Source organism: Bradyrhizobium sp. OK095 (genome assembly GCF_900109945.1).
Taxonomy (GTDB): Bacteria; Pseudomonadota; Alphaproteobacteria; order Rhizobiales; family Xanthobacteraceae; genus Bradyrhizobium.
The window spans coordinates 1-21,910 of the sequence record NZ_FOBX01000013.1; the positions used below are offsets into that span (position 1 = coordinate 1).

20 protein-coding genes and 2 tRNA genes are annotated in these 21,910 nt (G+C 61.3%); 9 read left to right on the plus strand and 13 right to left on the minus strand.

What is annotated here, in order from left to right:
• Positions 1–36: 36 nt before the first annotated feature.
• The 5 genes from BMW89_RS28830 to BMW89_RS28850 all read right to left on the minus strand — a co-directional run bounded on the left by BMW89_RS28830 (position 37) and on the right by BMW89_RS28850 (position 5,377).
• A complete protein-coding gene (locus tag BMW89_RS28830) occupies positions 37–624 on the minus strand; it encodes an alcohol dehydrogenase catalytic domain-containing protein (protein WP_244547714.1) in 588 nt (195 codons plus the stop codon).
• Positions 621–1,403: an SDR family oxidoreductase gene (locus BMW89_RS28835; protein WP_092031736.1), complete on the minus strand. Its 783-nt coding sequence runs from the start codon at positions 1,401–1,403 to the stop codon at positions 621–623. Before BMW89_RS28835 ends, BMW89_RS28830 begins: the two co-directional genes overlap by 4 nt.
• Positions 1,404–1,528: 125 nt before the next feature.
• Entirely contained in the window at positions 1,529–2,041 is a 513-nt protein-coding gene (locus BMW89_RS28840; RefSeq protein WP_092031738.1) for a CvpA family protein, read from the minus strand.
• 167 nt (positions 2,042–2,208) lie between these two features.
• Positions 2,209–3,807 (minus strand): GMC family oxidoreductase, encoded by a 1,599-nt coding sequence (locus BMW89_RS28845; protein ID WP_092031740.1) that lies wholly within the window; start codon positions 3,805–3,807, stop codon positions 2,209–2,211.
• 124 nt (positions 3,808–3,931) lie between these two features.
• Complete coding sequence (locus BMW89_RS28850; protein WP_092031744.1) at positions 3,932–5,377, minus strand: coniferyl aldehyde dehydrogenase; 1,446 nt, start codon at positions 5,375–5,377, stop codon at positions 3,932–3,934.
• A gap of 310 nt (positions 5,378–5,687) precedes the next feature.
• Here BMW89_RS28850 and BMW89_RS28855 point away from each other — a divergent pair.
• The 3 genes from BMW89_RS28855 to BMW89_RS28860 all read left to right on the plus strand — a co-directional run bounded on the left by BMW89_RS28855 (position 5,688) and on the right by BMW89_RS28860 (position 7,840).
• Positions 5,688–5,764 (plus strand) — tRNA-Met (locus BMW89_RS28855).
• A 188-nt stretch (positions 5,765–5,952) separates the two neighbouring features.
• Complete coding sequence (locus tag BMW89_RS37545; RefSeq protein ID WP_143062857.1) at positions 5,953–6,216, plus strand: hypothetical protein; 264 nt, start codon at positions 5,953–5,955, stop codon at positions 6,214–6,216.
• A gap of 262 nt (positions 6,217–6,478) precedes the next feature.
• Positions 6,479–7,840 carry a hypothetical protein gene (locus BMW89_RS28860; protein ID WP_092031747.1) on the plus strand — a complete coding sequence of 454 codons (1,362 nt, stop codon included), beginning with the start codon at positions 6,479–6,481 and terminating at the stop codon, positions 7,838–7,840.
• Positions 7,841–7,894: 54 nt separating this feature from the next.
• Here the strand turns inward: BMW89_RS28860 and BMW89_RS38650 are convergent, their stop codons facing one another.
• Both BMW89_RS38650 and BMW89_RS28870 read right to left on the minus strand, forming a co-directional pair.
• The gene (locus BMW89_RS38650) at positions 7,895–8,443 is read right to left on the minus strand and encodes a hypothetical protein (protein WP_092031750.1); all 549 of its coding nucleotides are present in this window, start codon (positions 8,441–8,443) and stop codon (positions 7,895–7,897) included.
• 441 nt (positions 8,444–8,884) lie between these two features.
• Positions 8,885–9,418 carry a hypothetical protein gene (locus BMW89_RS28870; RefSeq protein WP_143062859.1) on the minus strand — a complete coding sequence of 178 codons (534 nt, stop codon included), beginning with the start codon at positions 9,416–9,418 and terminating at the stop codon, positions 8,885–8,887.
• Between the two features lie 864 nt (positions 9,419–10,282).
• Between BMW89_RS28870 and BMW89_RS28875 the strand changes: the two genes are divergently transcribed.
• The 4 genes from BMW89_RS28875 (at position 10,283) to BMW89_RS28890 (ending at position 13,051) form a co-directional block, all read left to right on the plus strand.
• Positions 10,283–10,356: transfer RNA gene (locus BMW89_RS28875), tRNA-Met, on the plus strand.
• Between the two features lie 182 nt (positions 10,357–10,538).
• The gene (locus BMW89_RS28880; protein ID WP_092031756.1) at positions 10,539–11,480 is read left to right on the plus strand and encodes a spermidine synthase; all 942 of its coding nucleotides are present in this window, start codon (positions 10,539–10,541) and stop codon (positions 11,478–11,480) included.
• The gene (locus tag BMW89_RS28885; RefSeq protein WP_092031760.1) at positions 11,477–12,094 is read left to right on the plus strand and encodes a fused MFS/spermidine synthase; all 618 of its coding nucleotides are present in this window, start codon (positions 11,477–11,479) and stop codon (positions 12,092–12,094) included. Before BMW89_RS28880 ends, BMW89_RS28885 begins: the two co-directional genes overlap by 4 nt.
• A gap of 3 nt (positions 12,095–12,097) precedes the next feature.
• Positions 12,098–13,051, plus strand: coding sequence for a M28 family peptidase (locus BMW89_RS28890; protein WP_092031763.1), 954 nt, complete (start codon positions 12,098–12,100; stop codon positions 13,049–13,051).
• A gap of 44 nt (positions 13,052–13,095) precedes the next feature.
• On the opposite strand, the gene BMW89_RS28895 is transcribed toward BMW89_RS28890, so the two are convergent.
• Positions 13,096–13,407, minus strand: a complete 312-nt coding sequence (locus BMW89_RS28895; protein WP_092031766.1) for an ArsR/SmtB family transcription factor — start codon at positions 13,405–13,407, stop codon at positions 13,096–13,098.
• Between the two features lie 95 nt (positions 13,408–13,502).
• On the opposite strand from BMW89_RS28895, the gene BMW89_RS28900 reads away from it, so the two are divergent.
• A complete protein-coding gene (locus BMW89_RS28900; RefSeq protein WP_092031769.1) occupies positions 13,503–14,255 on the plus strand; it encodes an SDR family NAD(P)-dependent oxidoreductase in 753 nt (250 codons plus the stop codon).
• A 129-nt stretch (positions 14,256–14,384) separates the two neighbouring features.
• On the opposite strand, the gene BMW89_RS28905 is transcribed toward BMW89_RS28900, so the two are convergent.
• From BMW89_RS28905 to BMW89_RS28925, 5 genes are all read right to left on the minus strand, one after another.
• On the minus strand, positions 14,385–14,993 hold the full coding sequence (locus BMW89_RS28905; protein WP_244547715.1) for a thermonuclease family protein: 609 nt from the start codon (positions 14,991–14,993) through the stop codon (positions 14,385–14,387).
• Between the two features lie 266 nt (positions 14,994–15,259).
• Complete coding sequence (locus BMW89_RS28910; RefSeq protein ID WP_092031772.1) at positions 15,260–15,805, minus strand: hypothetical protein; 546 nt, start codon at positions 15,803–15,805, stop codon at positions 15,260–15,262.
• A gap of 112 nt (positions 15,806–15,917) precedes the next feature.
• Positions 15,918–16,463 (minus strand): hypothetical protein, encoded by a 546-nt coding sequence (locus tag BMW89_RS28915; protein WP_244547716.1) that lies wholly within the window; start codon positions 16,461–16,463, stop codon positions 15,918–15,920.
• A 108-nt stretch (positions 16,464–16,571) separates the two neighbouring features.
• Positions 16,572–17,975, minus strand: a complete 1,404-nt coding sequence (locus BMW89_RS28920) for an MATE family efflux transporter (protein WP_244547717.1) — start codon at positions 17,973–17,975, stop codon at positions 16,572–16,574.
• A 72-nt stretch (positions 17,976–18,047) separates the two neighbouring features.
• A complete protein-coding gene (locus BMW89_RS28925) occupies positions 18,048–18,539 on the minus strand; it encodes a hypothetical protein (protein ID WP_092031778.1) in 492 nt (163 codons plus the stop codon).
• Between the two features lie 292 nt (positions 18,540–18,831).
• Here BMW89_RS28925 and BMW89_RS28930 point away from each other — a divergent pair, with 292 nt between their 5' ends.
• Positions 18,832–21,885: an ATP-binding protein gene (locus tag BMW89_RS28930; RefSeq protein ID WP_092031781.1), complete on the plus strand. Its 3,054-nt coding sequence runs from the start codon at positions 18,832–18,834 to the stop codon at positions 21,883–21,885.
• The last annotated feature ends 25 nt before the right edge of the window (positions 21,886–21,910 follow it).

A 21,910-nucleotide genomic window follows, 5' to 3' on the forward strand; every position in this document is an offset into this window, starting at 1 on the left:
TCTGATGCTGGCCTCCGATCCAGCCAGCATCTTGAATCACAAACCGCCGCCCGACGGAATCCCTCCCGATTCAATCAATCGATGAACCGCTCTAGCGGTAGCGATCACCTGCGCGCCGCCCCATTTTGCGAGTTGCACGGCATAATGTCCGACAGCGCCGGCACCGCCGGTGACCAGCACGGTCTTGCCGACGATCGGCCCGTCCGCAAACAGGCTGCACCACGCGGTCATCGCGGGGATGCCGAGCGTTGCGCCTTGCGCGAAAGAGAGATTGTCCGGCAGCGGCGTCACCAGCTGCTCGGCGAGCGCGATATATTCGGCTGCCGTGCCGAAGGCGCGACCGTTGCGCTGGCCGTTGAACAGCCAGACGCGGTCACCGGGCTTGAAGCGTGTCACGCCGTCGCCGATCTGGTCGACAAACCCTGCGCCGTCGCTGTTTGGAATCACGCGCGAAAATTCCAACGAGCGATAGGAGCCGCCGCGCCGGCCGACATCGGCCGGGTTGACGCCGGAGGCTTCCAGGCGAATGCGGACTTCGCCTGGGCTTGCGACCGGCGTCGCCATCTCACCATAGGTGAGAACGTCAGCCGCCGGTCCCGTCTCTTCGTACCAGACCGCCCTCACAGCGTTCCGGGGAAGGCGCCGCCGTCGAGCAGGAGGTTCTGCCCGGTGATGAAGCCGGCCCTTGAGCCGCAGAGGAAGGCGCAGGCGTAGCCGAACTCGTCGGGATCGCCGAAGCGGCCCGCGGGATTGAGCTTGGCGCGCTCGGCCAGAACCTGGTCCGGCGTGATGCCGCGCTTCTCGGATTCGCCCTTCGCGGTGCTGCGCAGGCGGTCGGTCTCGAACGGGCCCGGCAGCAGGCCGTTGATGGTGACGTTGTTGATCACGGTCTTGCGCGACAGGCCGGCGATGAAGCCGGTGAGGCCGGCGCGCGCGCCGTTGGAGAGGCCGAGGATGTCGATCGGCGCCTTCACCGCGGCCGAGGTGATGTTGACGATGCGGCCGAACTTGCGCGCCATCATGCCGTCGACGGTCGACTTGATCAGCTCGATGGGGGTGAGCATGTTGGCGTCGATCGCCTTGATCCAGTCGTCGCGGGTCCAGTTGCGGAAATCGCCGGGGGGCGGGCCGCCGGCATTGTTGATCAGGATATCAGGCTCGGGGCAGGCCTTCAGCACGGCCTCGCGGCCGGCCGGCGTCGTGATGTCGCCGACGATCTCGGTGACCTTCACGCCGGGATAGGCCTTGCGGATGTCGTCGGCCGTCTTCTTCAAGGCTTCGGCGCCGCGCGCGGTCAGCGTGACGTCAACGCCGGCTTCGGCCAGCGAGATGGCGCAGGCGCGGCCGAGGCCCTTGCTGGATGCGCAGACGATGGCGCGGCGACCTTTGATCCCAAGATCCACTGTTTCACTCCCGTAATGTCAGGCAGGTTTTGAACGGCCGGCACTCTAGCCAACATCAGTGGCGCTGATAAGGGAGGGAGCCGCGTCAAAATGCATGGCGTGCCGTGGGGCGATGCAAATGCGGACTAGATGCGCCGTTCCTGCTTGAGGCGGTCGATCGCGGACGTCGCCTCCGGCGGCAGCGTCTTGAAGCCCATCTGCCCGACCGCCGAGAACAATGGCCGCAGGTGCGAGCCGGCCAGGAAAGGCGGCTGGCGGTTGGCCGGGACGATCTGGTCGAACACCAGCACCAGCGTGGTGGCGACGAGGCCGACCCTGATGGCGCCGAGCGCGGCGCCGCCGAGGCGATCGCCGATCCCGGCTTGGCGGATCGTGTCGCTCAGCGCCAGGCGGCCGATATATCCGAGCAGCATGCCGACCACCAAGAAGATGCCGAAGAACCAGCTCCAGTTCTGCAGCAGCGGCGGATTCGGATTGCTGGCGATCTGCGGGACGATCAGCGGCATCAGTGCAACCGCGATGGGGGCGGCGAGGAGATAGGCGAGGATGGTCATGGCGCTGCCGAGCAGGCCGGTCCTGAAACCGAAGCCGATGGCAATGGCGAGCGCGGCGTAGATCGTGAGATCGAAACTGTTCATGAGCAAAGAGACCTCGATGGAACGAATGAACGCCGAACCGATCGTTCCGTTTCAGATCGCTAAAATTGTCTGTATTTTTTTGCTCCCGAGGCTCAGGGATCCCATGACTATTCGACGTGAGTAAAGAAACCTTCATCGTGGCGGCGGAGGATGACGAGATAGCGTCGCTAACTCGCCCGCATCTCTGCCCGGATCATATCCGCCGCCTTCTCGGCGATCATGATGGTCGGCGCATTGGTGTTGCCGCCGATCAGCGTCGGCATGATCGAGGCGTCGACTACGCGCAGGCCGTCCACGCCGTGCACCTTCAGCGCCGGATCGACCACCGCCATCGCGTCCGTCCCCATCTTGCAGGTGCCGACGGGGTGATAGACGGTGTCGACGCGATTGCGCAGAATGGCGCGGATGTCGTCGTCCGTTTTCACATCGGACGTGAACATGTCCCTTTTCTGCAACGCGCGCATTGCAGGCGTCTCCATCAGCCGTCGCGTGGTCTTGAAGCCCGCGACCATCGTCTCAAGATCCTCTTCCTCGCCGAGGAAGTTCGGATCGATCATCGGCGCTGCCAGTGGATCGGCGCTTTTCAGCCAGACGCTGCCGCGGCTCTTTGGTCGCAGCAGGCAGACATGGCATGAGAAGCCGGCGTCCTTGTGCTTTTTGCGGCCATGGTCGTCGAGCATCGCGATGATGAAGTGCAGCTGAATGTCCGGCACGTCGAGCTCGGGCCGGGTCTTCAGGAAGCCGCCACATTCGGCGAAATTGGTGGTCATCAGGCCGCGTCGCTCGCGGCGGTAGCGCTGGATGGCGCGGAGCAGGGATGGCAACCGACCGAGCGATGCGTGAACGAAGTGCGGATAGTCGGAGGCGTAGACGAACACGAAATCCGGATGGTCCTGCAGATTGCGCCCGACGCCCGGCAAATGATGCACGACGTCAATGCCGTGTGCACGAAGCGCATCGCCATCGCCGATGCCCGACAACATCAATTGCTGCGGCGACTGGAACGCGCCGGCAGCCAAAATCACCTCGCGGCGGGCGCGCAGCTGCTTTGTCTGCTTGCCCTGCACATATTCGACGCCGACCGCGCGCCCGCCTTCGAGCAGGATTTTCGTGGCATGCGTCCCGGTCTCGACACGCAGATTGGCGCGCTTGTCCATGTGGGGCTGCAGATAGGCGCGCGCCGCGCTCCAGCGTTCGCCCTTGTGCTGCGTCACCTGGTAGCTGCCGAGCCCCTCGTTGTCCTCTTCATTGAAGTCCTCGCGGATGCGAAACTGCGCCTCGCGTGCGGCCTGATGGAAGATGTCATGGATCGGATTGTCGGAGCGCAGCCTGTTGACATGCAGCGGGCCGTCCTTGCCGTGATACGCGCCGTCGAAATCGCTGTTGTTCTCAGAACGTTTGAAATAGGGCAGCACGTCCGCGTAGGACCATCCGGCATTGCCGAGCGAGGCCCAGTGATCGTAGTCGGCGCGATGGCCGCGGATATAGACCATGGCGTTGATCGCCGAGGAACCGCCGAGGCCCTTGCCGCGCGGTTGATAGCCGATACGGCCGTTCAATCCCTTCTGCGGCACGGTATCAAAGGCCCAGTTGGCCGCGCCGTATGGCAGAGCGAGCCCGAACGGCGTGGTGATCCGCCAATTGTCGTTGCGTCCGCCGGCGTCGAGCAGCGCCACGGATGTCGCCGCATCCTCCGACAGCCGCCCCGCCACCGCGCAGCCGCCGGAGCCCGCGCCCACGACGACGAAATCGAATGTGTCCGTCATTTCTGTTTCCCCTGCGAAGTCTTTTTGTTGTCTTCGTCATTGCGAGCGAAGCGAAGCAATCCAGACTGTCACCGCGGAGGGATTCTGGATTGCTTCGCTGCGCTCGCAATGACGGGTGTTCATGCTACGACATGAACCGCATCATCTTCTCCAGCCGCGCGATTCTGCCGCCATAGGGCGGATAGAGGTCGGCAAGGCGGTTGAATTTCGAGCGGTAGAACACCGGCTTCAGCTTGCTGAAGGTGCGAAATCCCCATTCGCCGTGATAGGCGCCGGTGCCGGATGCGCCGACGCCGCCCATCGGCTGGTTCGCTTGCGCGAAGTGGAACAGGCAGTCGTTGATGGTGACGCCGCCGGAGATGGTTCGCGCAAGGACCTCGTCACGGGCCGCGCGATCCTTGCCGAACCAGTACAGCGCCAGCGGCCGGTCGCGATCGTTGACGAACGCGATCGCCTCTGCGGCATCGCGAGTGCCGAGCACCGGCAGCACCGGCCCGAAGATTTCCTCCTGCATCACGGCCATCGCCTCGGTCGCACCGACGATCAGCGTCGGCGGGAATTTGCGATGCGCCTTCCAGTTGGGATCGTCCGCCTTCGCCGGTTGCAGGATCTTTGCGCCGCGGCTCGCGGCATCCGCGACGAGGCGCTCCAGCCGTGCGTAATGCCGGTCGGAAATAACGGAGGTGTAATCCTTGTTGGCGGGATCGGTGCCGAACATGCGCCGCATCTGCGCACGCACTTTCTCGGCGAAGGCCTGCATGGAATTTTCCGGCACCAGCACGTAATCCGGCGCAATGCAGGTCTGCCCGGCATTGAGCAACTTGCCGTAGGCGATTCGCTCGGCCGCCTCTTCGAGATCGGCCGACGCATCGATGATCGCCGGCGATTTGCCGCCGAGCTCGAGCGTGACAGGCGTCAGATTGCGCCCCGCGGCTTCCGCGACCAGCCGGCCGACCCGGGTCGAGCCAGTGAAGACGAGATGATCGAACGGCAGCGTGGCGAAGGTTTTCGCGATCTCGTCCTCGACGCCTGTCACCAGCACTTCGGTCGCATCGAACCTCTCGGCGACCGTTTCCTTCAGCAGCGCCGAGAAATGCGGCGCCAGCTCGCTCGGCTTGATGATGACCAGATTGCCGGCGGCAAGCGCGCCGATCGCGGGCGCCAGCGTCAGCTGGAGCGGATAATTCCACGGCGCGATGATGCCGACCACACCGAGCGGCTGCGGCATCAGCCGGTTGCGCGCGGGCAGGAATTGCAGCGCGGTCGCAATGCGCTGCGGCGCCATCCAGCTCTTCAGGTGTTTTGTCGCATGCCGAATCTCGCCATAGACCATCATGGCCTCGGCGATATTGGTCTCGACCGCGGAGCGGTGGCCGAAATCGGCCGAGATCGCCTGCCGGAAGCGCTCTTCATTGTCGGCCACCACCGCGCGCAGCCGCGCCAGCCGGTCGAGCCGCCCGGCGAGGTCAGGCGCCACCTCGGCCCGCGACCGCGCGACCATGGCGTGGAAGGCGTCCGTGAGCGCGGCCAGCGCGCCGCTCGCAAGGGGGCGGTCCAGAGCGTTGTTCATGGCGGTCCTCCCCAAATCGGCGTTTCGCCGCTGTTTTGTTGCCGCAAGCTGGCGGTTTGTGGAACTTCTGGCAAGTGCGGGGCAAACCGGCCGGAATCCGTGCCCGTTACCTGTCATAAAGTCGAAAAAAACGTCCCCACAGCCCTTTCCAAAGGCAGCACGGGTTGGTACATACCCCCCGCACCCAACGGGCTTTGCCCCGGGGTTGCCTTCCAAGGAAGCCTTCGGGACGGACGAAGCAAGCCACGCGCACCGCGTCGGCCCATCCTCCACCGTCCCCGGCATTTTGACGAAGGCGTGCAACTGTTAACGCGGGGTGGAGCAGCCCGGTAGCTCGTCAGGCTCATAACCTGAAGGTCATAGGTTCAAATCCTATCCCCGCAACCAAATTTGGATCTTACCGGTTCCGATACGAAAATGGCCCGTTTGATACGGGCCATTTTTGTTTTGGGGAGACTCGCGCGCGAATTGAGCCAGCCTTGCCAAATTAGGTGGCGCGCCGCGCGACAATCGCGATTTCTACCCACTGTTCAATTGAGTGCACTGTCACCGTAACCGCTAGAGAATGGCGCGCCGTGACCGACTTCAGCGGCAAAGACGACCTGCTCTTCCCCAACCTCTCAGGCAACTACAATAATCACGACGATATGGTGAAACGGAAATTCCTGCCCTTGTTTGCTTTGCTGGAGGCCAAGTGGGAGGACGAGCGGCGCAACGAGGCGGTAGAATATTTCAATTGGCATTTGCCCTCCGGCATTTCGCGATTTCGTGCTGGATTGACATTGGCCTTCCGCCAAAGACCATTCAGACCTTCGCAGGCCATTCGAGCCTGCAAGTGACCATGGTCCGTTACGGCCACCTGTTCCGGTCAGATAACCATGGCAGGGCAATGGACGCGATTTCGGACGAGATGTATTCGCCCACCGGTCCGGATCGCGCACCTGTTGGGGCTAAACCAACGAAGCCGGATTTTTCTATCCATTAGGCAGAACGGCCGACGCCATCGGACCCGCCCTTTGTTAATGACCGCGCAGTGCGGGGTGTTGCCCGCCTTGACTTGTTCAGAGGCCAATCAGATTGTTGGCGTTTTGGGAATGAACAATGACGCTGCAATCCGACCGTCTTTCTTTGCTTCAGCACATCGTTGCCAATTTGGACGTTGAGGCCCCAGTTGAGGGGACAATTACGCAGGCCTCATTGAACGCGACGCCATTTGCAAAGGCGAAGATCGGTCCTATGGGAACCGTTGGAATTCTGAAGGAAGCTGGCGAGGCGCTTACCGATTTGGCCGGTAACATATTTGGCGGCTCGCAGACCTATCAGCGCGGCGTAACGTTCAAAGACGTTTTCGACGAGTTGAGTGATTTGATTATTTTTAATTTCGTTGAGAAGAGGACCGTCGTTCCAACGATTACTGATCTCACATTCGTCGAGGCCGAGTTAGAGAAGTGGTTTCAGGGCAAAGTCGCGTCCCACCTGTTATATATTCCATGCCGTCTGTCACCATGGCCGGCGCCGAGCTTTTCTGTCGGACCGGTAACGTTCGTGTATGTGCAAGAGTTCGCAGAACACGAGCGGAAAAGAACCGGCGCGATGTTTGACATCACGTATGGCGAAATGTTCAAAGGGATGGCGCTACATTCGGCGACTTGGATAGCAACGGTCGAAGTTGGCGGCTGTATGCCAAATCGTGCGCAAGAACGAGGGAACTTGGCAGTTGATATAGCCATCGCCGGAATCCAATTGATTGTGCCGCTGGATCATTCGGCGGGCATGACCAGACTTACTGCGCGATCTGTCCCTGCGGCCCTGCAAACAGTAACCCGCAGCAATGGCCATACGTCCACGTCAGTAACAAACCAAGAGCCGGGTTTGTCTATGGGCGACGGAACGTTCAACCATTTTCTGACATCGAAGCAGGCCTTGCTCAAGGCGATCAGTCCGCGCGTTTCAGCCTATGTTGACGGCTTTGGCACGTTTCCCGTCCTGGAGCAGGCATGGGCAGATTCCGCTTACTGGTTTCATGAAGCGCTAGCGGAGCCCCTAGACACGATTGCCGTTCCCAAACTTGAAACCGCCATCGAAGTGCTATTACGCGCCGAGAGCACGTCGGGCAGCAAGTCCCGGGTCTTGAAAGCAATCCATGCCTTTTACGGACTGACCAAAGGGCAGCTTATCAACCCGAAATCTCAGATCACGGTCGAGAAATTCGCGACCGGTTTTGTCACCGATAGGTCTCGAATTCTGCATGGGACTTGGTCCACGCTGAATTACTCGCTCCGCGATAGCCGGCCTAACTTGACGCAGTTGGTCCTGGGCCTGCTGGCTCGGTACGCCCTGGAACTAGAACGTTATGGGACGGAGGTGGGTGCAACGGACGATGCAGAGGCGTTCCTTAATTCAGTGATCGCTTACAGGCAAACAGCCGCAAACGTTTCTCCGCCGCCGCCGGCTCAACCGTAGTGGGAGCTCGAAGATGCCATTCCAAGCTGGAGATGAAACTAGCTCACGTGCAAGCTAGGGAGCCGATATATGGTCGTGATTGGCTGGTGTCGGAAAGGCTGGAATTTGCGTGTGGGCTTGCTTCGTGCCGCTCCAGACAAACAATCCCTGCCTATCCACCGCGAGAATTGGCTCGACACCCTCGATCTGGCATTTGGCGACGCCACCAATCTTGCAGACATCGGCGGCTAGGCCAGCGATAACCTGGCATTTTGACAAAAAGCTAGAGGGCCGCATCGCAATGTTTAGTGCTATCGCTTTTTTCGTACTTTGGTACATCACGCCATCGGATTCCGGAAGCTTCCGCCGCATCTCATTGGCGATGATAGACGCCGCATCATGCCGACCCGGCGCGCTGTAGGCTTCAAAGATGAGCCTGTCCGCCAAGATCAGCCTACGCGCCTCATCGGGAGGACAGGCGTTCAAAACGCCCAGAATTATTTTAGCCCGCTCCGGATTGGTCGTGACCAAACTGCGGCCCGTTGCGGCAATTTCCGACATCTCGCCTATTGGCACAAACCGCATGGTTTCAGTCCGGCGAATTTCGATGGCGATGAATTGCATCGGTCCCTCACGGCCATTTGAAAGTTCCGCAACGGCGGTAGGCAGATGATCGGAAAGATAGAGTATGGACTCCCCGGCCAGATTACCCCGCCCCAAGCCCGCTCGATCCGGGGGAGGCCAAAGCATGTCCTTCAAGATGGGGTGCCGTTCAAGGGGGCCACGCAACCGTCCACGCCAGAAAGTGTGTCCGGCTTCCCATGTGTAGTTTAGGAGTGGATGCGCTTGAACAAGCTCACGTAATGCGATTTCAAGTCGCGGATTGACGACCGACCCGGCGGCGATCAATTTCTCTAGTTCGAGAAGAACGTCGAGGGGCAGGGGCGGGTGCTGCGTCGTTAGGTTTGCTGGCATCTGGTTGCCTTTCACAATCGCCTATATTGTAGGCGAACTGAGCACGGAGCCTCCGGTGAAGTCGTCAACGATACTAGCAATCGACCTATTTCACTTTTTTGCTTTGTCAGTGCCCCAGAATTTGATCGATGCAAAGAAGCCCCTTTCTCCGCCCCGCGTCTTAATAATCGGTGCTTTGCGATCAATGACGGAACTCGTTTCGGTCACACGCCTCGGCGAAAGAAATCCTTCTTCCGAATTGACTGTTTGATGACTGTGCAGTGTTTTCTTTTTTGGTCCGAACAGCGGCTTGGGTGCATTGGGCTCCTCGATATATGTGTTCGCTACGCGCATCGGAGAGAGGAAGCCTTTTTCCTCATCCCGCGTTTCGCTCGTAGAGACGTCAAACGGCCTTCCGCGAAATAACGGCTTCGGCCGATTCATGTCCTGAACGTACGTCGTAGCAACCCGTTCGGTGAAGAAAAAGCCCTTCTCATCCATTCTGACTTCCGCCACGACCTCCTGCGTTTTTTTTCTCCGCACGACCGCAACCTTGTCGGTTTTCAATAACCCGCGACATTCGATCGTTGTCTCTAATGCAAAGGGAAATTGAGCGCGTAGTGAGCCGATCGCACCCTTGATCAAAAGGGTGTCATCTTTGCATTCTTGACATACGCTAGGGAGGTCCCAACCATTCCTATTGCATTTAAGCTGGGTGCCAGTTCGAACGAGCATTGGCTTACCGCAGAAGCGGCACGCAATTTCCTTATCGGGATATTGCGCTTTGCAAGTCTTGCAAAATTGGGGAGGTTTCTCCCAATCCTTTTTGACTCGTATCGGCCCGCTGCAGTTTTGACAGGGAGACTCATACCATTCTGCATCATTAGTTACTTTGCACGGCTTGCAGAATTTGGGAGGCTTGTCCCAATCGTGGCGCGCTCGAATATCGCTCCCGCATCGCTGGCACTTGATTTCGTACCACTCAGCGTTCCTGATCGTCTTACAAGGATTGCAATATTTCGGGGGCCTTTCCCAATCGTGACGGGCACGAATTGTTGTCCCGCAGGCCTCGCAGGCTTTTTCATACCACTCCGCCGATAAGGCAGCCTTGCAATCAGGGCAGTGCTTTGGAGGATGATCCCAGTCACTATGAACGCGGATTGTCGTGCCGCAGCGCTCGCATGACTTTTCGGACCATTGCGCTGCCTTCTCAGCCTTGCATGGTTTGCATACGCGCGGCGGATTGTCCCAATCTTCATGGACCGGGACGTCATCCCCGCAGTCCGCACATGAAATATTGTACCATCCAGGCATAAATCGCCCTGCGATCGACAACTCCGATCAGTATATATTGGGGGTCAGCACAACCAAATCGAGAGGGGCACTAAAAAAATGGTCGTCCCCGGCTTAAGAATTTTGGGCACATGTTGGGCACATGGCATGCTTGTTGTGGAGGAATTAATTCCTTGCGCCGTGCTAAGTATCGGAATATAAACGCGTTTCAAATTGGCGGAGGATAGAGCAGCCCGGTAGCTCGTCAGGCTCATAACCTGAAGGTCATAGGTTCAAATCCTATCCCCGCAACCAAGACAAAGCCCGGCATCCTCTCATGGGATCGCCGGGCTTTTTCTTTGCGCCGGAATGCCGCTGTTCCAGAACGATGGCGCCTTCCCCGGAGACGCCTCTCCCTGTTCTGCCGCGCCGCGATCGTCTATCAAGATGACAGACCACTCATCCTTCGGCGCCTAGGGGAAGCGGTGTCTCGATGTTCATACGGTCAGTCATTTTCAGCACGCTCGCCATCGCGTTTTTCGGCATTGGCGCCGCATCCGCGCAGAACCCGCCTCCGATGGGGCCGCCGCGGCTGCTGGAATCGCGGGAGTCCCTTTACAACAACATCTACGTCTATGATCGATCGCCCTATGTCATCCTGACGTTCGGGCACAACAAGCAGATCTACACCGAGAGCGTGTTTAACACCGCTGACGACCGTGACTTGCTGATCATCTACACCCAGTTCATGACCGCCTCGCTGATGTACGCCAGGAACGTGCATGCGATCCTCGAGATCGGGACCGGTGGCGGACGCACCGCCTGGTATCTGCACCGCTTCCTGCCCGACGTCAGCGTCACCTCGGTCGAGCTCGATCCCGCGGTGGTCGAGATGTCGCGGAAATATTTCGCCCTCAAGGACGAGGCGAACTTCCGTGTCGAGGCCCAGGACGGCCGTCTGTTCCTGTCGCAGTCGAAGGACAAATACGACGTCATCATGATCGACGCCTACCGCGGGCCCTTCGTGCCGTTCCATCTGCTGACCAGGGAATTCTATCAGATCGTCAGGGATCACCTCACTGAAGGCGGCGTCGTGGTGCAGAACGTCGCGTCCGACACCATGCTGTTCGACGCCGCGATGAAGACGATCGGGGCGGTGTTTCCGCAACTCGAGTTCTACAGGAACGACGACAATTTCGTCACCGTCGCCTATGACGGCCCTGCACGAAAGCCGGAAGAGCTTGCCGCCGTGGCAGCCGAGCGCGACAAGGCTTACGGCCTGCGCTATCCGCTCGCCGCCATGCTGGCCGAGCGCAAGCGTGTCGACCTCAACGATGTCAAGATGATCAGCGACAAGGCCACGGTGCTGACCGACGATTTCGCGCCGGTCGAGAGCCTGAAGAGCATCGAGCGGCACAACAGGAAGATACCTTGACGCCGGTCCGCTCGCTCGCGCCGGCCATCTATTTCATCGCGTTCGTCTCCGGCGGCGTTCTCATGGGGTTCGAGATGCTCGGCAGCCGCTATCTGTTTCCCTATTTCGGCGGCGGCATCGGCACATGGGCGAGCCTGATCTCGACCGTGCTCTGCGCGCTCGCGATCGGCTATTTTGCCGGCAGCGCCATCGTCGATCGCAATCCGTCGCAGCGGACCATCGGCGCGGCGATCCTGGTCGCGGCATTCTGGCTCGCGCTCGTGCCGGCGACCGCCGATGCCATCATGCAGGCTATTTTGAACCAGCTCAGTGCCGGTCCCGCCGCGACGCTGTCGGCTTCGGCAGCACTCCTGCTGGTTCCGCTGACGCTGCTCGGCACCTTCTCGCCGATCGCGGTCAGCCTGCTGACCCGATCGGCGCATGAAGCCGGCCGTGTGGCGGGGCGCGTCTACGGCGTCTCCACCATCGGCAATGTCGCGGGCACCTTGCTGACGACATTCGTGCTGATTCCGTCGATCGGCTCACGCAACATCACCTACATCTTTGCGGTGGTGCTTGCGGCCTGCGCCGCGTTGCTGTTCATGATGCCCGCACAGCGGCAGACCGAGGCCTGAACGATGTTGCAAAACCTCAGAATCCGGCTTGTCCTCGCAACCGCCCTGCTGCTTCTCCAGCCGGGACCGTTTCGCGGCGAGGCCAGCGCCGACCCCATCCAGCTGGACTCCTGGGACGGCAAGCGCGCGCTTGCCACCATCGAGGACCTCGTAAAGTTCACGCCGCGCGCGATGGAGACGCCCGGTCACCAGCAGGCCATCGACTACATCACGGCTGAACTGAAGAAGACGAAGTTCGACACCGTCGAGCTCCAGCGCTGGACCGCGACCGAGGCCGGCCGCAGCATGGCGATGACCAACATCATCGCCCGCTTCAATCCGTCAAATCCGCGCCGCGTGATCGTGGCCACGCATTACGACAGCATCATCAAGGCCTATCGCGATATCAAGAATCCGGACGGGTTGATGCCGGGCGCCAACAATTCCGCCTCCGGCGTCGCCGTGCTGCTGGAGACGGCGCGCGTGGTGTCGGAGATGCCTGATGCGCCGCCGATCGGGATCGACATGATCTTCTTCGACGGCGAGGAGGGCCCGATCTCGATGGGCGCGGGAGATCCGGATTTCCATTCGATCGGCTCGCCGTACTTCGTCGATCGGCTCGCCGAGTTCTATCCGCGGACCAGGCCGGAGAAGATGCTCGATTTCGACATGGTCTGCTTCCGCGACATGCACCTGAAAGCCGAGCAATCGGGGCTTCACTCGGCCGCAGTGGAGGTGAAGAAGTTCTGGGAGATCGGGCTGAAGGTCGCGCCCGGCATTTTCGCGAGGGAAGCTGCGCCCTATGCGGTCGAGGACGACCACACCGCATTCCAGCTCGCGGGCATTCCAAGCTTCATCGTGATCGATATCGAATACGAGCCGTTCTACAACACTACCGAGGACACGCCCGACAAATGCTCGGTGCAAAGCCTGGAAGCGGTGGGGCGCACGCTGGTGAAGTATCTTTATTTGCCGTGAGCGGGCGCGGATGGCAGCCCGCCGACGAGCGCGAGCGAACGCGATCAATCCGGGTAGCTCAGGATCATTTTGAGCAGTTTCGGAAATCGCGCGTTGATGTCGTCTTCGCGCAGCACGTTGCGGTGCTGGACGCCCTGCTTGGACGTCCGGATCAGGCCGGCCTCCCGCAGGATCCGAAAATGGTTCGACAGGGTGGACTTCGCCATGTCAGGGCAAGGCGCCGCCTCGGTGCACGACATGCAATCGTTCTGCGCGGCGAGGCTTTTGACGATACGCAGCCGCATGGGATCCGCGAGGGCTGCAAGCACCCCGGCCAGCGAAATCTCGTCCCGCGGTGGGTGAACGAACTGCACCATGCCCAAAATATAGCGCGTCCCTTGAACTTATTCAATAGTTCACTAGTATTGAACTATTGAATATCGGCGCCCCCGCCGGTTCGTGGAGACAAGCGATGACCAGAAGACTCGAAGGAAAAGTAGCGCTCGTGACCGGCGCCTCCAAAGGCATCGGGGCCGAAATTTCCGCCCGGCTCGCGGCTGAGGGTGCCGTGGTTGCCGTCAACTACAGCTCCAGCAAGGAAGCCGCCGACCGCGTGGTCGCCGCCATCGTCGCCAAGGGCGGCAAGGCCGTCGCCGTCCATGGTAATCTGGCCGATGCCAGGAACGTGAAAAGCGTGGTCGCGGAGACCGTGAAGGCGTTCGGGGCGATCGACATCCTCGTCAACAACGCGGGCATTTACGAGTTCGCGCCGCTCGAGGACATCACGCCTGAGCATTTCCACAAGCATTTCGACCTCAATGTGCTCGGCCTTCTTCTGATCTCGGGCGAAGCAGTGAAGCACTTCAATCCCAACGGCGGAAGCATCATCAACATATCATCCGGCGTATCCACGCTCGCGCCGCCGAACACCGCCGTCTACACCGCGACCAAAGCCTCGGTGGACGCGATCTCCTCCGTGCTGTCGAAGGAGCTGGCGCCGCGCAAGATCCGCGTCAACGCCGTCAATCCGGGCATGATTGCAACCGAAGGCGTCGTCTCCGCCGGCCTGCACGAAGGCGACATGCGCAACTGGATCGAATCCGCCACTCCGCTTGGCCGCATCGGCAAGGTCGAGGAGATCGCAGCCGCGGTCGCGTTCTTCGCGTCGGACGAGGCGTCCTATGTCACGGGCGAAACGCTCCACGTTACCGGCGGCCTTCGCTGACGAGTCGCGCGCTCCGGCACGCCGGGAGCACCAGTTGCGTATCCTCGCAACGAAGTTCGGTTTTGCCGGTTTCGATAACGGAATGGCCCGCATCAAGCGGGCCATTTTTGTTTGGCGATTCGCGTAGCCTCAAAACGCCTTGATCGGCTTCCCGTCCGCCCCGACCAGCATCGACGGCGCCTCGCCGAACACCAGCCCCTCCGGCTGAAACTTGATCGTCTTCCCGCCCTCGACGAACTCCGCGAAATTCCGCGGCCTGGCCGAGTGCACGCCGTTCTTGAGGAAATCGTCGATCTCGTAGCAGGTGTCGGGCTTGCCGCCGGATCCTTCGCTCAGGAACTTCTGGAAATTCTGGCTCGTGATCTTCGCCTTCTTGCGCGCGGACCAGTTGGTATTGCGGCGGTAAAGCTTCGGCAGGATCACCGGGCCCTTGTCGGTCGCGAGCACGGCGGTCTCGTTGGCCTTGGGCTCGCGCAGGTCGAAGTCGAAGGCGGGAATGGTCTTGGCGAGGGTCTTCCAGACCGGCAGCTTCTTCGTGCGCGCGGTCTTGGCGAGCGCGAGGAAGGCCTTGATCTCGTCGCCGTTCATCGAGGAGTAGAACGTCGGATAGGCAAAGCCCTGCTCGACTAGCCAGTGGTTGACGTCGACCTTGTGGCCGCCGACCGTCACCTCGATGTCGCCGACCAGCCGCCCATAGGTGTCGAACACCTCGTTCGGGGCATCGACATGGGTGAACACCCGGCAGGCCAGCGTGGCTTCGCCCGCGCCAGAGAGGAAATCATGCAGCGCCTTGCTCGTCGTCGCGCCGAGGAACTGCCGGTAGGAATGGGTGACCTCGTGATAGGCCTGCTTCCTGGCATCCGTCGGCCCCTTCTTCTCGGCGGGCGAGAACAGTGCGGCGTCGAGCGCGCGTTCATTGCCTTATCCCGGGCACGCACCAAAAAGCGCGGGCCGGCAAAGTGCCAGCCCGCGCCAGATCAGAGGGGAATGCCGCCGGAGCGCGCCTACTTTTCGGAGAGCTCTTGCCGGATCTCGACCGAGGCATCCGCTTTCCGCGGCTTGGCCGCATAGGGGCATACCATGGTCAGGTTGAGCAGCGTCGGCGCGTTGTCTTCACCATTACCGTACTCCCAGACCAGACGAATCTCATGACGGTCCGAATTCTGGTCGTCCTGCCGGTGCTGCGTGATGTCGGCCTTCATCGGAATCGGCGGCTCCGAGTTGAAGCATTTGCGGATGGAGGCATCCAGCAGCGCGCATTTCGTCGCGGGGACCACCACGCGCTCGTCATTCGACAGCGGGGCGGTATTGGGCTGGGCCGCAAGCTGAAGGCGGGCATGGCCAAGCGCCTTGAACCACACCTTGCCGCTGCCGTTCGGCCAGGTCTCCAGCGGCGACAGGATCGGCTGATATTGGCCGTATTCCATGGTCTCGATGTCGATCTGGTTCGAGGCCTTGAGCCTGGCGACGCTCTTCTTCATGTTTTCGAGGGGATAGTAGTTACCGTTCATCAGGTTCTTGTAGTGCTGATCGTCGTAGATTCCGCCCATTGATTGCTCCCGATTTGTGCCTGGTTGAGAGAAAGCTTGTCCTTTTGCGTCAGGGCCGGTAACGCGCCGGCCCCGCGCTGTCCTGGAGGTCGACCGTTGCCGGAGCGCGTGGCTATTTCCTGGAGAGCTCCTGCTGAGCCTCGACCGAGGTGTCCACTTTGCGCGACTTGACCACGTAGGGACAGACCATGGTCAGGTTCAGCAACGTCGGGGCCTGATCGTCCCCGTTGCCATACTCCCAGACCATGCGAATCTCGTGCCGGTCGGAATTGGCGTCGTCCTTCTGGTGCTGCGTGATGTCAGCCTTCATCGGGATCGGCGGCTCCGAGTTGAAGCATTTGCGGATAGATGCATCCAGCAGCGCGCATTTCGTCGGCGGAACCACGACACGCTCGTCGTTCGAGAGCGGCATGGTGTTGGGCTGGGCGGTGAGCTGAAGGCGGGCATGGCCGAGCGCCTTGAACCACACCTTGCCGCTGCCGTTCGGCCATGTCTCTAGCGGCGACAGGATCGGCTGATACTGGCCGTATTCCATGGTCTCGATGTCGATCTGGCCAGAGGCCTTGAGCCGGGCCACGCTCTTCTTCATGTTATCGAGCGGATAGTAATTGCCGTTCATCAGGTCTTTGTAGTGCTGGTCGTCGTAGATCGAACCCATCGATGGCTCCCCAATTGCGTGACCCGGTCTCTCGAAGCGTATCATTCGAAAAGAAACGGCGTCAACGAAAGCAACCTTTGAGCGTTTCGTTATGCGCGCTCTGCGCGCCTATTTGTCGGCGACACCAGCCAAATTCAGTTTGCCGTTCGCGTCGGCCTTGCGCGGCCCCCAGCGTGTAAACGCAACCGTCGCGCAGGAGAGAGCACCCAGCAACACCATCGAACTCGCGGTGAGCGTGAAGAAGCTCGTGGCCGTTGCGGTCTGCGAGACGAGATACCATCCGCCAAGGACGACGAAGAGCAGGCGCGCGGTCTGCGCCAACACCGGCCCGAGCACGTTGCCCGCCCCCTGCGACGAGAAGTACATTGCCGAGGCAAGCCCAATGAAGGCGTAGAACGGACCGACGATCCGCAGAAATTGCCGGCTGGCGGCGCGCGCGCCGGCGTCGTCGGTGAAGAGATGAACCCAGGGATCGGGGAAGATCGCGACCGCGCTCGCGAGCCCGCCGACCACAATGAGGGCAACAAGGCCCGTGGTCCAGGCGATCCGGCGGGCGCGCGCGATTCGTCCCGCGCCGATCGCGACGCCGATCATGGGCACGGAGCCGATGCCGATGGAGAAGGCAATGGTCGCCAGCACATATTCGAGTCGCACACCGATGCCGTAGGCCGCAAGGGTGGCCGTGCCGAAAATCGCCAGCATGTGGGTGAGGATGAGGTTCGTCAGCGTATTTTGCAGCGGTGTGAAGCAGGAGACCACGCCGACCTTGAGGATGTCGGCGAACAATGCCCATTGCATGCGAAATCCGCGCAATTGGGGAACGACGCGACCCCGGCCGGAGAACAGGTACCAGCTCATGATCGCGATGTTGATCGAATAGGCGATCAGCGATCCGGTCGCGACCCCCGGCATCCCGAACTGCGGCACCGGTCCGAGGCCAAGGCCCAGCGTACCGCCAAGGATGATCTGGCAGATCGCGGAATTGGCGACCATCAGCGACGGCAACTTCATATTGCCGGTGCCGCGCAGGACGCCCGCCAGAGTATTGACCAGCCAGGCGAGCACCGCGCCGCCAAAGTAAACCTGGTTGTAGGCGACGGCCTGCGCCAGCACGTTGCCGCGGCCGCCCAGCAATTCCAGCAGCTGCCGTCCGCCGGCCAGCATGCCCAGCATAAAGACCAGGCCGAAGAAGACCGCGATCAGCAGCGCATGGGTGGCCAGACTCTCAGCGCGATCGCGGTCGCCGGCCCCGAGCGCGCGGGCAATCGCCGAGGCGACGCCCCCGCCCATGGCTGCGCCGGACATGCTCATGGTCAGCATCACGCAGGGGAACACCAGCGCCATCGCCGCCAGCGCTTCGACTCCGAGCTGCCCAATGTAGGACGTCTCCGCGATCGCAACCAGCGTCCCGGCCGAGAACGCGATGGCGTTCGGCCAGGCCAGCGAGAGCAGCGTGCGCAGGATCGGTCCGTCGAGCAGCTTGTTTGCAACTGGTTGCGCTGACGGCGGCAACGGACCTTCCCCTTTTCCCGGGTGAGGGCGGATACCTTATCGGAGGCACCCGCCTCGGAGGCAGGTTGGCGATCAACCTCGGTGTGGACAGACCATCGTCAGATGGAGCAGCGTCGGCTTGTCCGAGCCTTTCTTGTACTCCCACTCCAGCCGGATCTCGTGCCGGTGGGCATAGGCATCGCTCGGCGCGTGGGCGATGATGTTGGTCTTCATCGGGATCGGCGGCTCGGAGTTGAAGCACTTCCGGACGCAGGCATCTAGCAGATCGCAGCGGGTCAGAGGGATGACGCCGGGCTCGTCCTTGGACAGCGGGACCGTGTTAGGTTGGGTACTGAGGTCGACGCGGGCCCGGCCCTTCTCCTTGTGCCAGTATTTGGCGCTGCCTTGCGGCCATTTCGATGGCGGGTTCAAGATCAGGTGATACTGGCCGTATTCCAGGGTCGGCAGGTCGATGTCGTCCGATGCCTTGAGCTTGGCCACGCTCTTCTTCATGTTCGCCAGCGGGTAGTAATTGCTGTTCATGAGGTCTTTAAACGGCTTACCAGTATAGACTACCATGCCCATGTATTTTGCCCCTCCGTGAGTGCTTGGCTTCCCTGGGAAATATGCAGCTCTACGAAGGTTGAAGGCGAGAACAAGAGCCTCGCGGCTCTTCGTTCGCAGCAACTTTTTCGCGCGGCTCTTGGCAAGCTACCACCTGCGACTGTGAATCGTCCAGATCGGCAACCGGTTCAGGGGCTCTATGCCCAGGATGAACAGCATGCCCCGTTGCTAAGCAGGTCCTCATAAGCGATCTTATCGCCACCGTTCGCAGGGCCGACCGACGTTGCCGCTGCAAAGTCTTGAGAGCACGGGAATGTTTTGCACGGCGTGTCAGTCGACGATCGACCCAGGCAACGGTCGGTGCCCCAATTGCGGTGCCGGCGTGCGCCGCTCCGACCCCGACAGCGAACGGCGGTTTGTCACCATTCTCCGGGCCGACGTAATCGATTCCACCGGGCTCGTTGCCGAGCTCGACCCGGAGGAGGCGGTCTCACGCCTGGAGCCGGCGTTGGCGGCGATGAGAGGGGCGGTCCGGCAGTTTGGGGGCATCGTCAGCAAGGAGCTGGGCGACGGGCTTGCCGCAGTGTTCGGCGCCCCGATCGCGGACGACAACCACGCGCCCATGGCCTGCCACGCGGCGATCGAGCTTGTCCGGCGCGTTGCTGGCCTGGGTGACCCAGGACTTCAGGTGCGGGTTGGCCTCCACTCCGGTCACGTCGTCGCCTACATGGTCGCCAGTGAGTTCTCCAAGGTCTACGAGATCGGTGGTGCGGCCCAGCATCTGGCCGCGCGACTGGAGGCGGCGGCCGAGGCGAACCAGATCTACGCCTCGGAAGCCTGTCAAAAGCTCGCCGAAGGCCATGTCCGGTTTGAAGCGCTCGGTGGCAAGTCCCTGCGCGGCTTCAATCAGCCCGTGCCGGTCTACCGGATCGTGGGGGCGAGCGACCTGTCGAGTTGGCGGGTGCGGCGGGCACGCAGCGTCTCTCGCTTTGTCGATCGCACTGCCGAGCGGGGGCTACTGGAGCGTACCGCCGGAAACGCCAAGGCTGGCCGGCAGACGGTTCTGCTGCTTGGCGATGCGGGTATCGGAAAATCGCGGCTCGCGCATGAGTTTGCCCAGGAACTGAAGGCCGATGGCTGGCGGTTGATCGACGCCGAGTCCAGCCCGAACCTTCAGGGTGCGCCTTTCAGCACGCTCAAGCGGATCCTGTTGTCGGCGATGGAGGCGGCAGCGAAGGACCCTGGCAGTCCGGGGGATCCCAGGAAAGACCTGTCGGCGATCCAGCAATCCGCGCTCGACGCGATCCTCGATCTGCCGATATCGGATCCGCACTGGGACGAGCTGGAGCCTCATGCGCGGGGACGAGCGATCTCCGATGCAAGCTGTGCGATCGTCGGAAACCTGGCCAATCGCCAGCAAACGGTGGTTCTGCTCGAAGATCTGCATTGGATTGACCGGGCAAGCGACGTCGTCGTGGCCGCCATTGCTTCGCTACAGGCGCCCGGTCTTCTCGTGCTCTTCACCTCGCGACCGAATGGGATGCCGGTTTGGATTGCGCGCTGCCACGCAGAGATCGTCGCGATGCGGCCCCTCGACGACGATTCGGGGTTGGCCATGCTGGCGGACATGCTCGGCTCCTCCGAGACCAATGCCGATTTGAAGAGCCGGATCATTTCTCATACTGCCAACGTTCCTCTGTTCATCGAAGAGGTTTGTCGCGGATTGAAAGATAGCGGCACGCTTCGCGGCCAATGGGGCGATCTTGCGCTCGTGCGTCCAATTGACGAGCTTGGCATTCCCTCCAGCATCCAGGGTGTTATTGCAGCGCGTCTCGATCGAGTGTCGAAGCGAGAGCGATCTCTTCTGCAGGTCGCAGCCACGTTGGGGCCGAGATCGAGCCAAGTTATGCTGGGGAAGATTGCAGCCCTGTCTGACGAGGTTCTACAAGGTTGCCTCGAAGCGCTCGATCGTGCCGAGTTGCTTGTCAGGATCGATAGCGAATTGGAAAATTCGCTGGAGTTCCGGCATGAGATGGTCCGGCAGGTCACCTACGACTCGATGGTCGAAAAGGTGCGCGAAGACATTCATGCACGCGTCCTTTCGGCGCTGGAGGGCAGCGAAGGCAGTGCCGACGATCCCGACAAGCTCTGCTATCACGCTACGCGGGCCAAGGATTGGGACAAGTCGTTCAGTTACGGGAGGGCCTCGGCAAGAAGATGCCTGGCGCGGTCGGCATTCACAGATGCGGCTGACTATTTCGAGACCGCGATGAGATCTCTGGACATGACGCCGGCCAATCACGCAAGGGAAGCGAATGCCGTGGATATTCGCATTGAGGCTCGCGCGGCGTTCATTGCGTCCGGCCAGATTTCCGAATGGCTGAACCTCGGCAAGGAAGCCGAGCGTCGCGCCGATGCGATCAATGACATCGGACGGAAAGTGGCGGCTATGACGGTCATGGCGGCTGCACAGAATTTCTACGGGACACCGATCGAAGCGGTCATCCTCGGCGAGAAAGTCGTTCGCCTAGCGGAAGAGTGGGGCAATCCAGGCTGGCTCAATGCCGCACAATACGGTCTCGGCCAGGTGTATTTTCTTGCCGGGCGCTATCAGGAGGCCGATCAGTTTTTCGCGCGGACCTGTGCGCAACTGTCGGGGCCGGAGGCCAGTGCTCCCTTTGGCTCGACCCCGAAATACGCGTTGCTGTTGTGCTGCATGATGAACAGTATCACCCACACCGTCATGGGCGAACTCGATCTTGCCGAGCAGCTCCAACAGCAGGCCGCCGCGATCGCGGAAGAGACCAACCGCCCCTATGATCGCGTCGCCGCCGCCTATAGCGGCGGCTGGCTGATGCTCGGCCGCAACGAACCAGCCGCGGCCGCCGCCATCCTCGAAGACGGTTTCGTCCTCGCGCAGAAGCACGGCATCCGGCTGTTCGTACCGGTGCTCGCCTGTCATCTCGGCATCGCCTATCTGGAGCAGGGGCTGTTCGACAGGGCGCGCGGCATGCTGACCGAGGCGCGCGAGGAGGCGAAGACGGTCGGCTATACCTCGGCGGTGCTGCGCAGCTCGATCTACCTTGCGCTCGCCACCTGGCGTCTCGGCGACATCAATGCCGCGCAGAACATGCTGCGCGAGGCGCGCAACACCGCCCGCCAGCAGGGGTTTTCAGGCCTCGAGGCCGAGGCCCTGTTCGGCGAGGCCGTGGTGACGCCGGCCTCCAGCGAGGACAACAAGGCGTCCATCCTTGCTGCGCTACGCGCCAGCATCGCGATCGCTTCCGAAAGCGGCGCGCTGCCGCTTCAGCACAAGGCCGAGGCGATGCTGAACGAGGCGCTCGCGCGCGGCGGCGAGCTCACCTGACCCTTATACCTCATGGGAGTACGAT

Excerpts from the sequence above, each read along its gene's own strand:
- BMW89_RS28840 (WP_092031738.1), bottom strand. The coding sequence starts at position 2,041 with ATGAACAGTTTCGATCTCACGATCTACGCCGCGCTCGCCATTGCCATC.
- BMW89_RS28845 (WP_092031740.1), bottom strand. The coding sequence starts at position 3,807 with ATGACGGACACATTCGATTTCGTCGTCGTGGGCGCGGGCTCCGGCGGC.
- BMW89_RS28850 (WP_092031744.1), bottom strand. The coding sequence starts at position 5,377 with ATGAACAACGCTCTGGACCGCCCCCTTGCGAGCGGCGCGCTGGCCGCG.
- BMW89_RS28860 (WP_092031747.1), top strand. The coding sequence starts at position 6,479 with ATGACGCTGCAATCCGACCGTCTTTCTTTGCTTCAGCACATCGTTGCC.
- BMW89_RS38650 (WP_092031750.1), bottom strand. The coding sequence starts at position 8,443 with ATGCAATTCATCGCCATCGAAATTCGCCGGACTGAAACCATGCGGTTT.
- BMW89_RS28880 (WP_092031756.1), top strand. The coding sequence starts at position 10,539 with ATGTTCATACGGTCAGTCATTTTCAGCACGCTCGCCATCGCGTTTTTC.
- BMW89_RS28890 (WP_092031763.1), top strand. The coding sequence starts at position 12,098 with ATGTTGCAAAACCTCAGAATCCGGCTTGTCCTCGCAACCGCCCTGCTG.
- BMW89_RS28895 (WP_092031766.1), bottom strand. The coding sequence starts at position 13,407 with ATGGTGCAGTTCGTTCACCCACCGCGGGACGAGATTTCGCTGGCCGGG.
- BMW89_RS28900 (WP_092031769.1), top strand. The coding sequence starts at position 13,503 with ATGACCAGAAGACTCGAAGGAAAAGTAGCGCTCGTGACCGGCGCCTCC.
- BMW89_RS28910 (WP_092031772.1), bottom strand. The coding sequence starts at position 15,805 with ATGGGCGGAATCTACGACGATCAGCACTACAAGAACCTGATGAACGGT.
- BMW89_RS28915 (WP_244547716.1), bottom strand. The coding sequence starts at position 16,463 with ATGGGTTCGATCTACGACGACCAGCACTACAAAGACCTGATGAACGGC.
- BMW89_RS28925 (WP_092031778.1), bottom strand. The coding sequence starts at position 18,539 with ATGGGCATGGTAGTCTATACTGGTAAGCCGTTTAAAGACCTCATGAAC.
- BMW89_RS28930 (WP_092031781.1), top strand. The coding sequence starts at position 18,832 with ATGTTTTGCACGGCGTGTCAGTCGACGATCGACCCAGGCAACGGTCGG.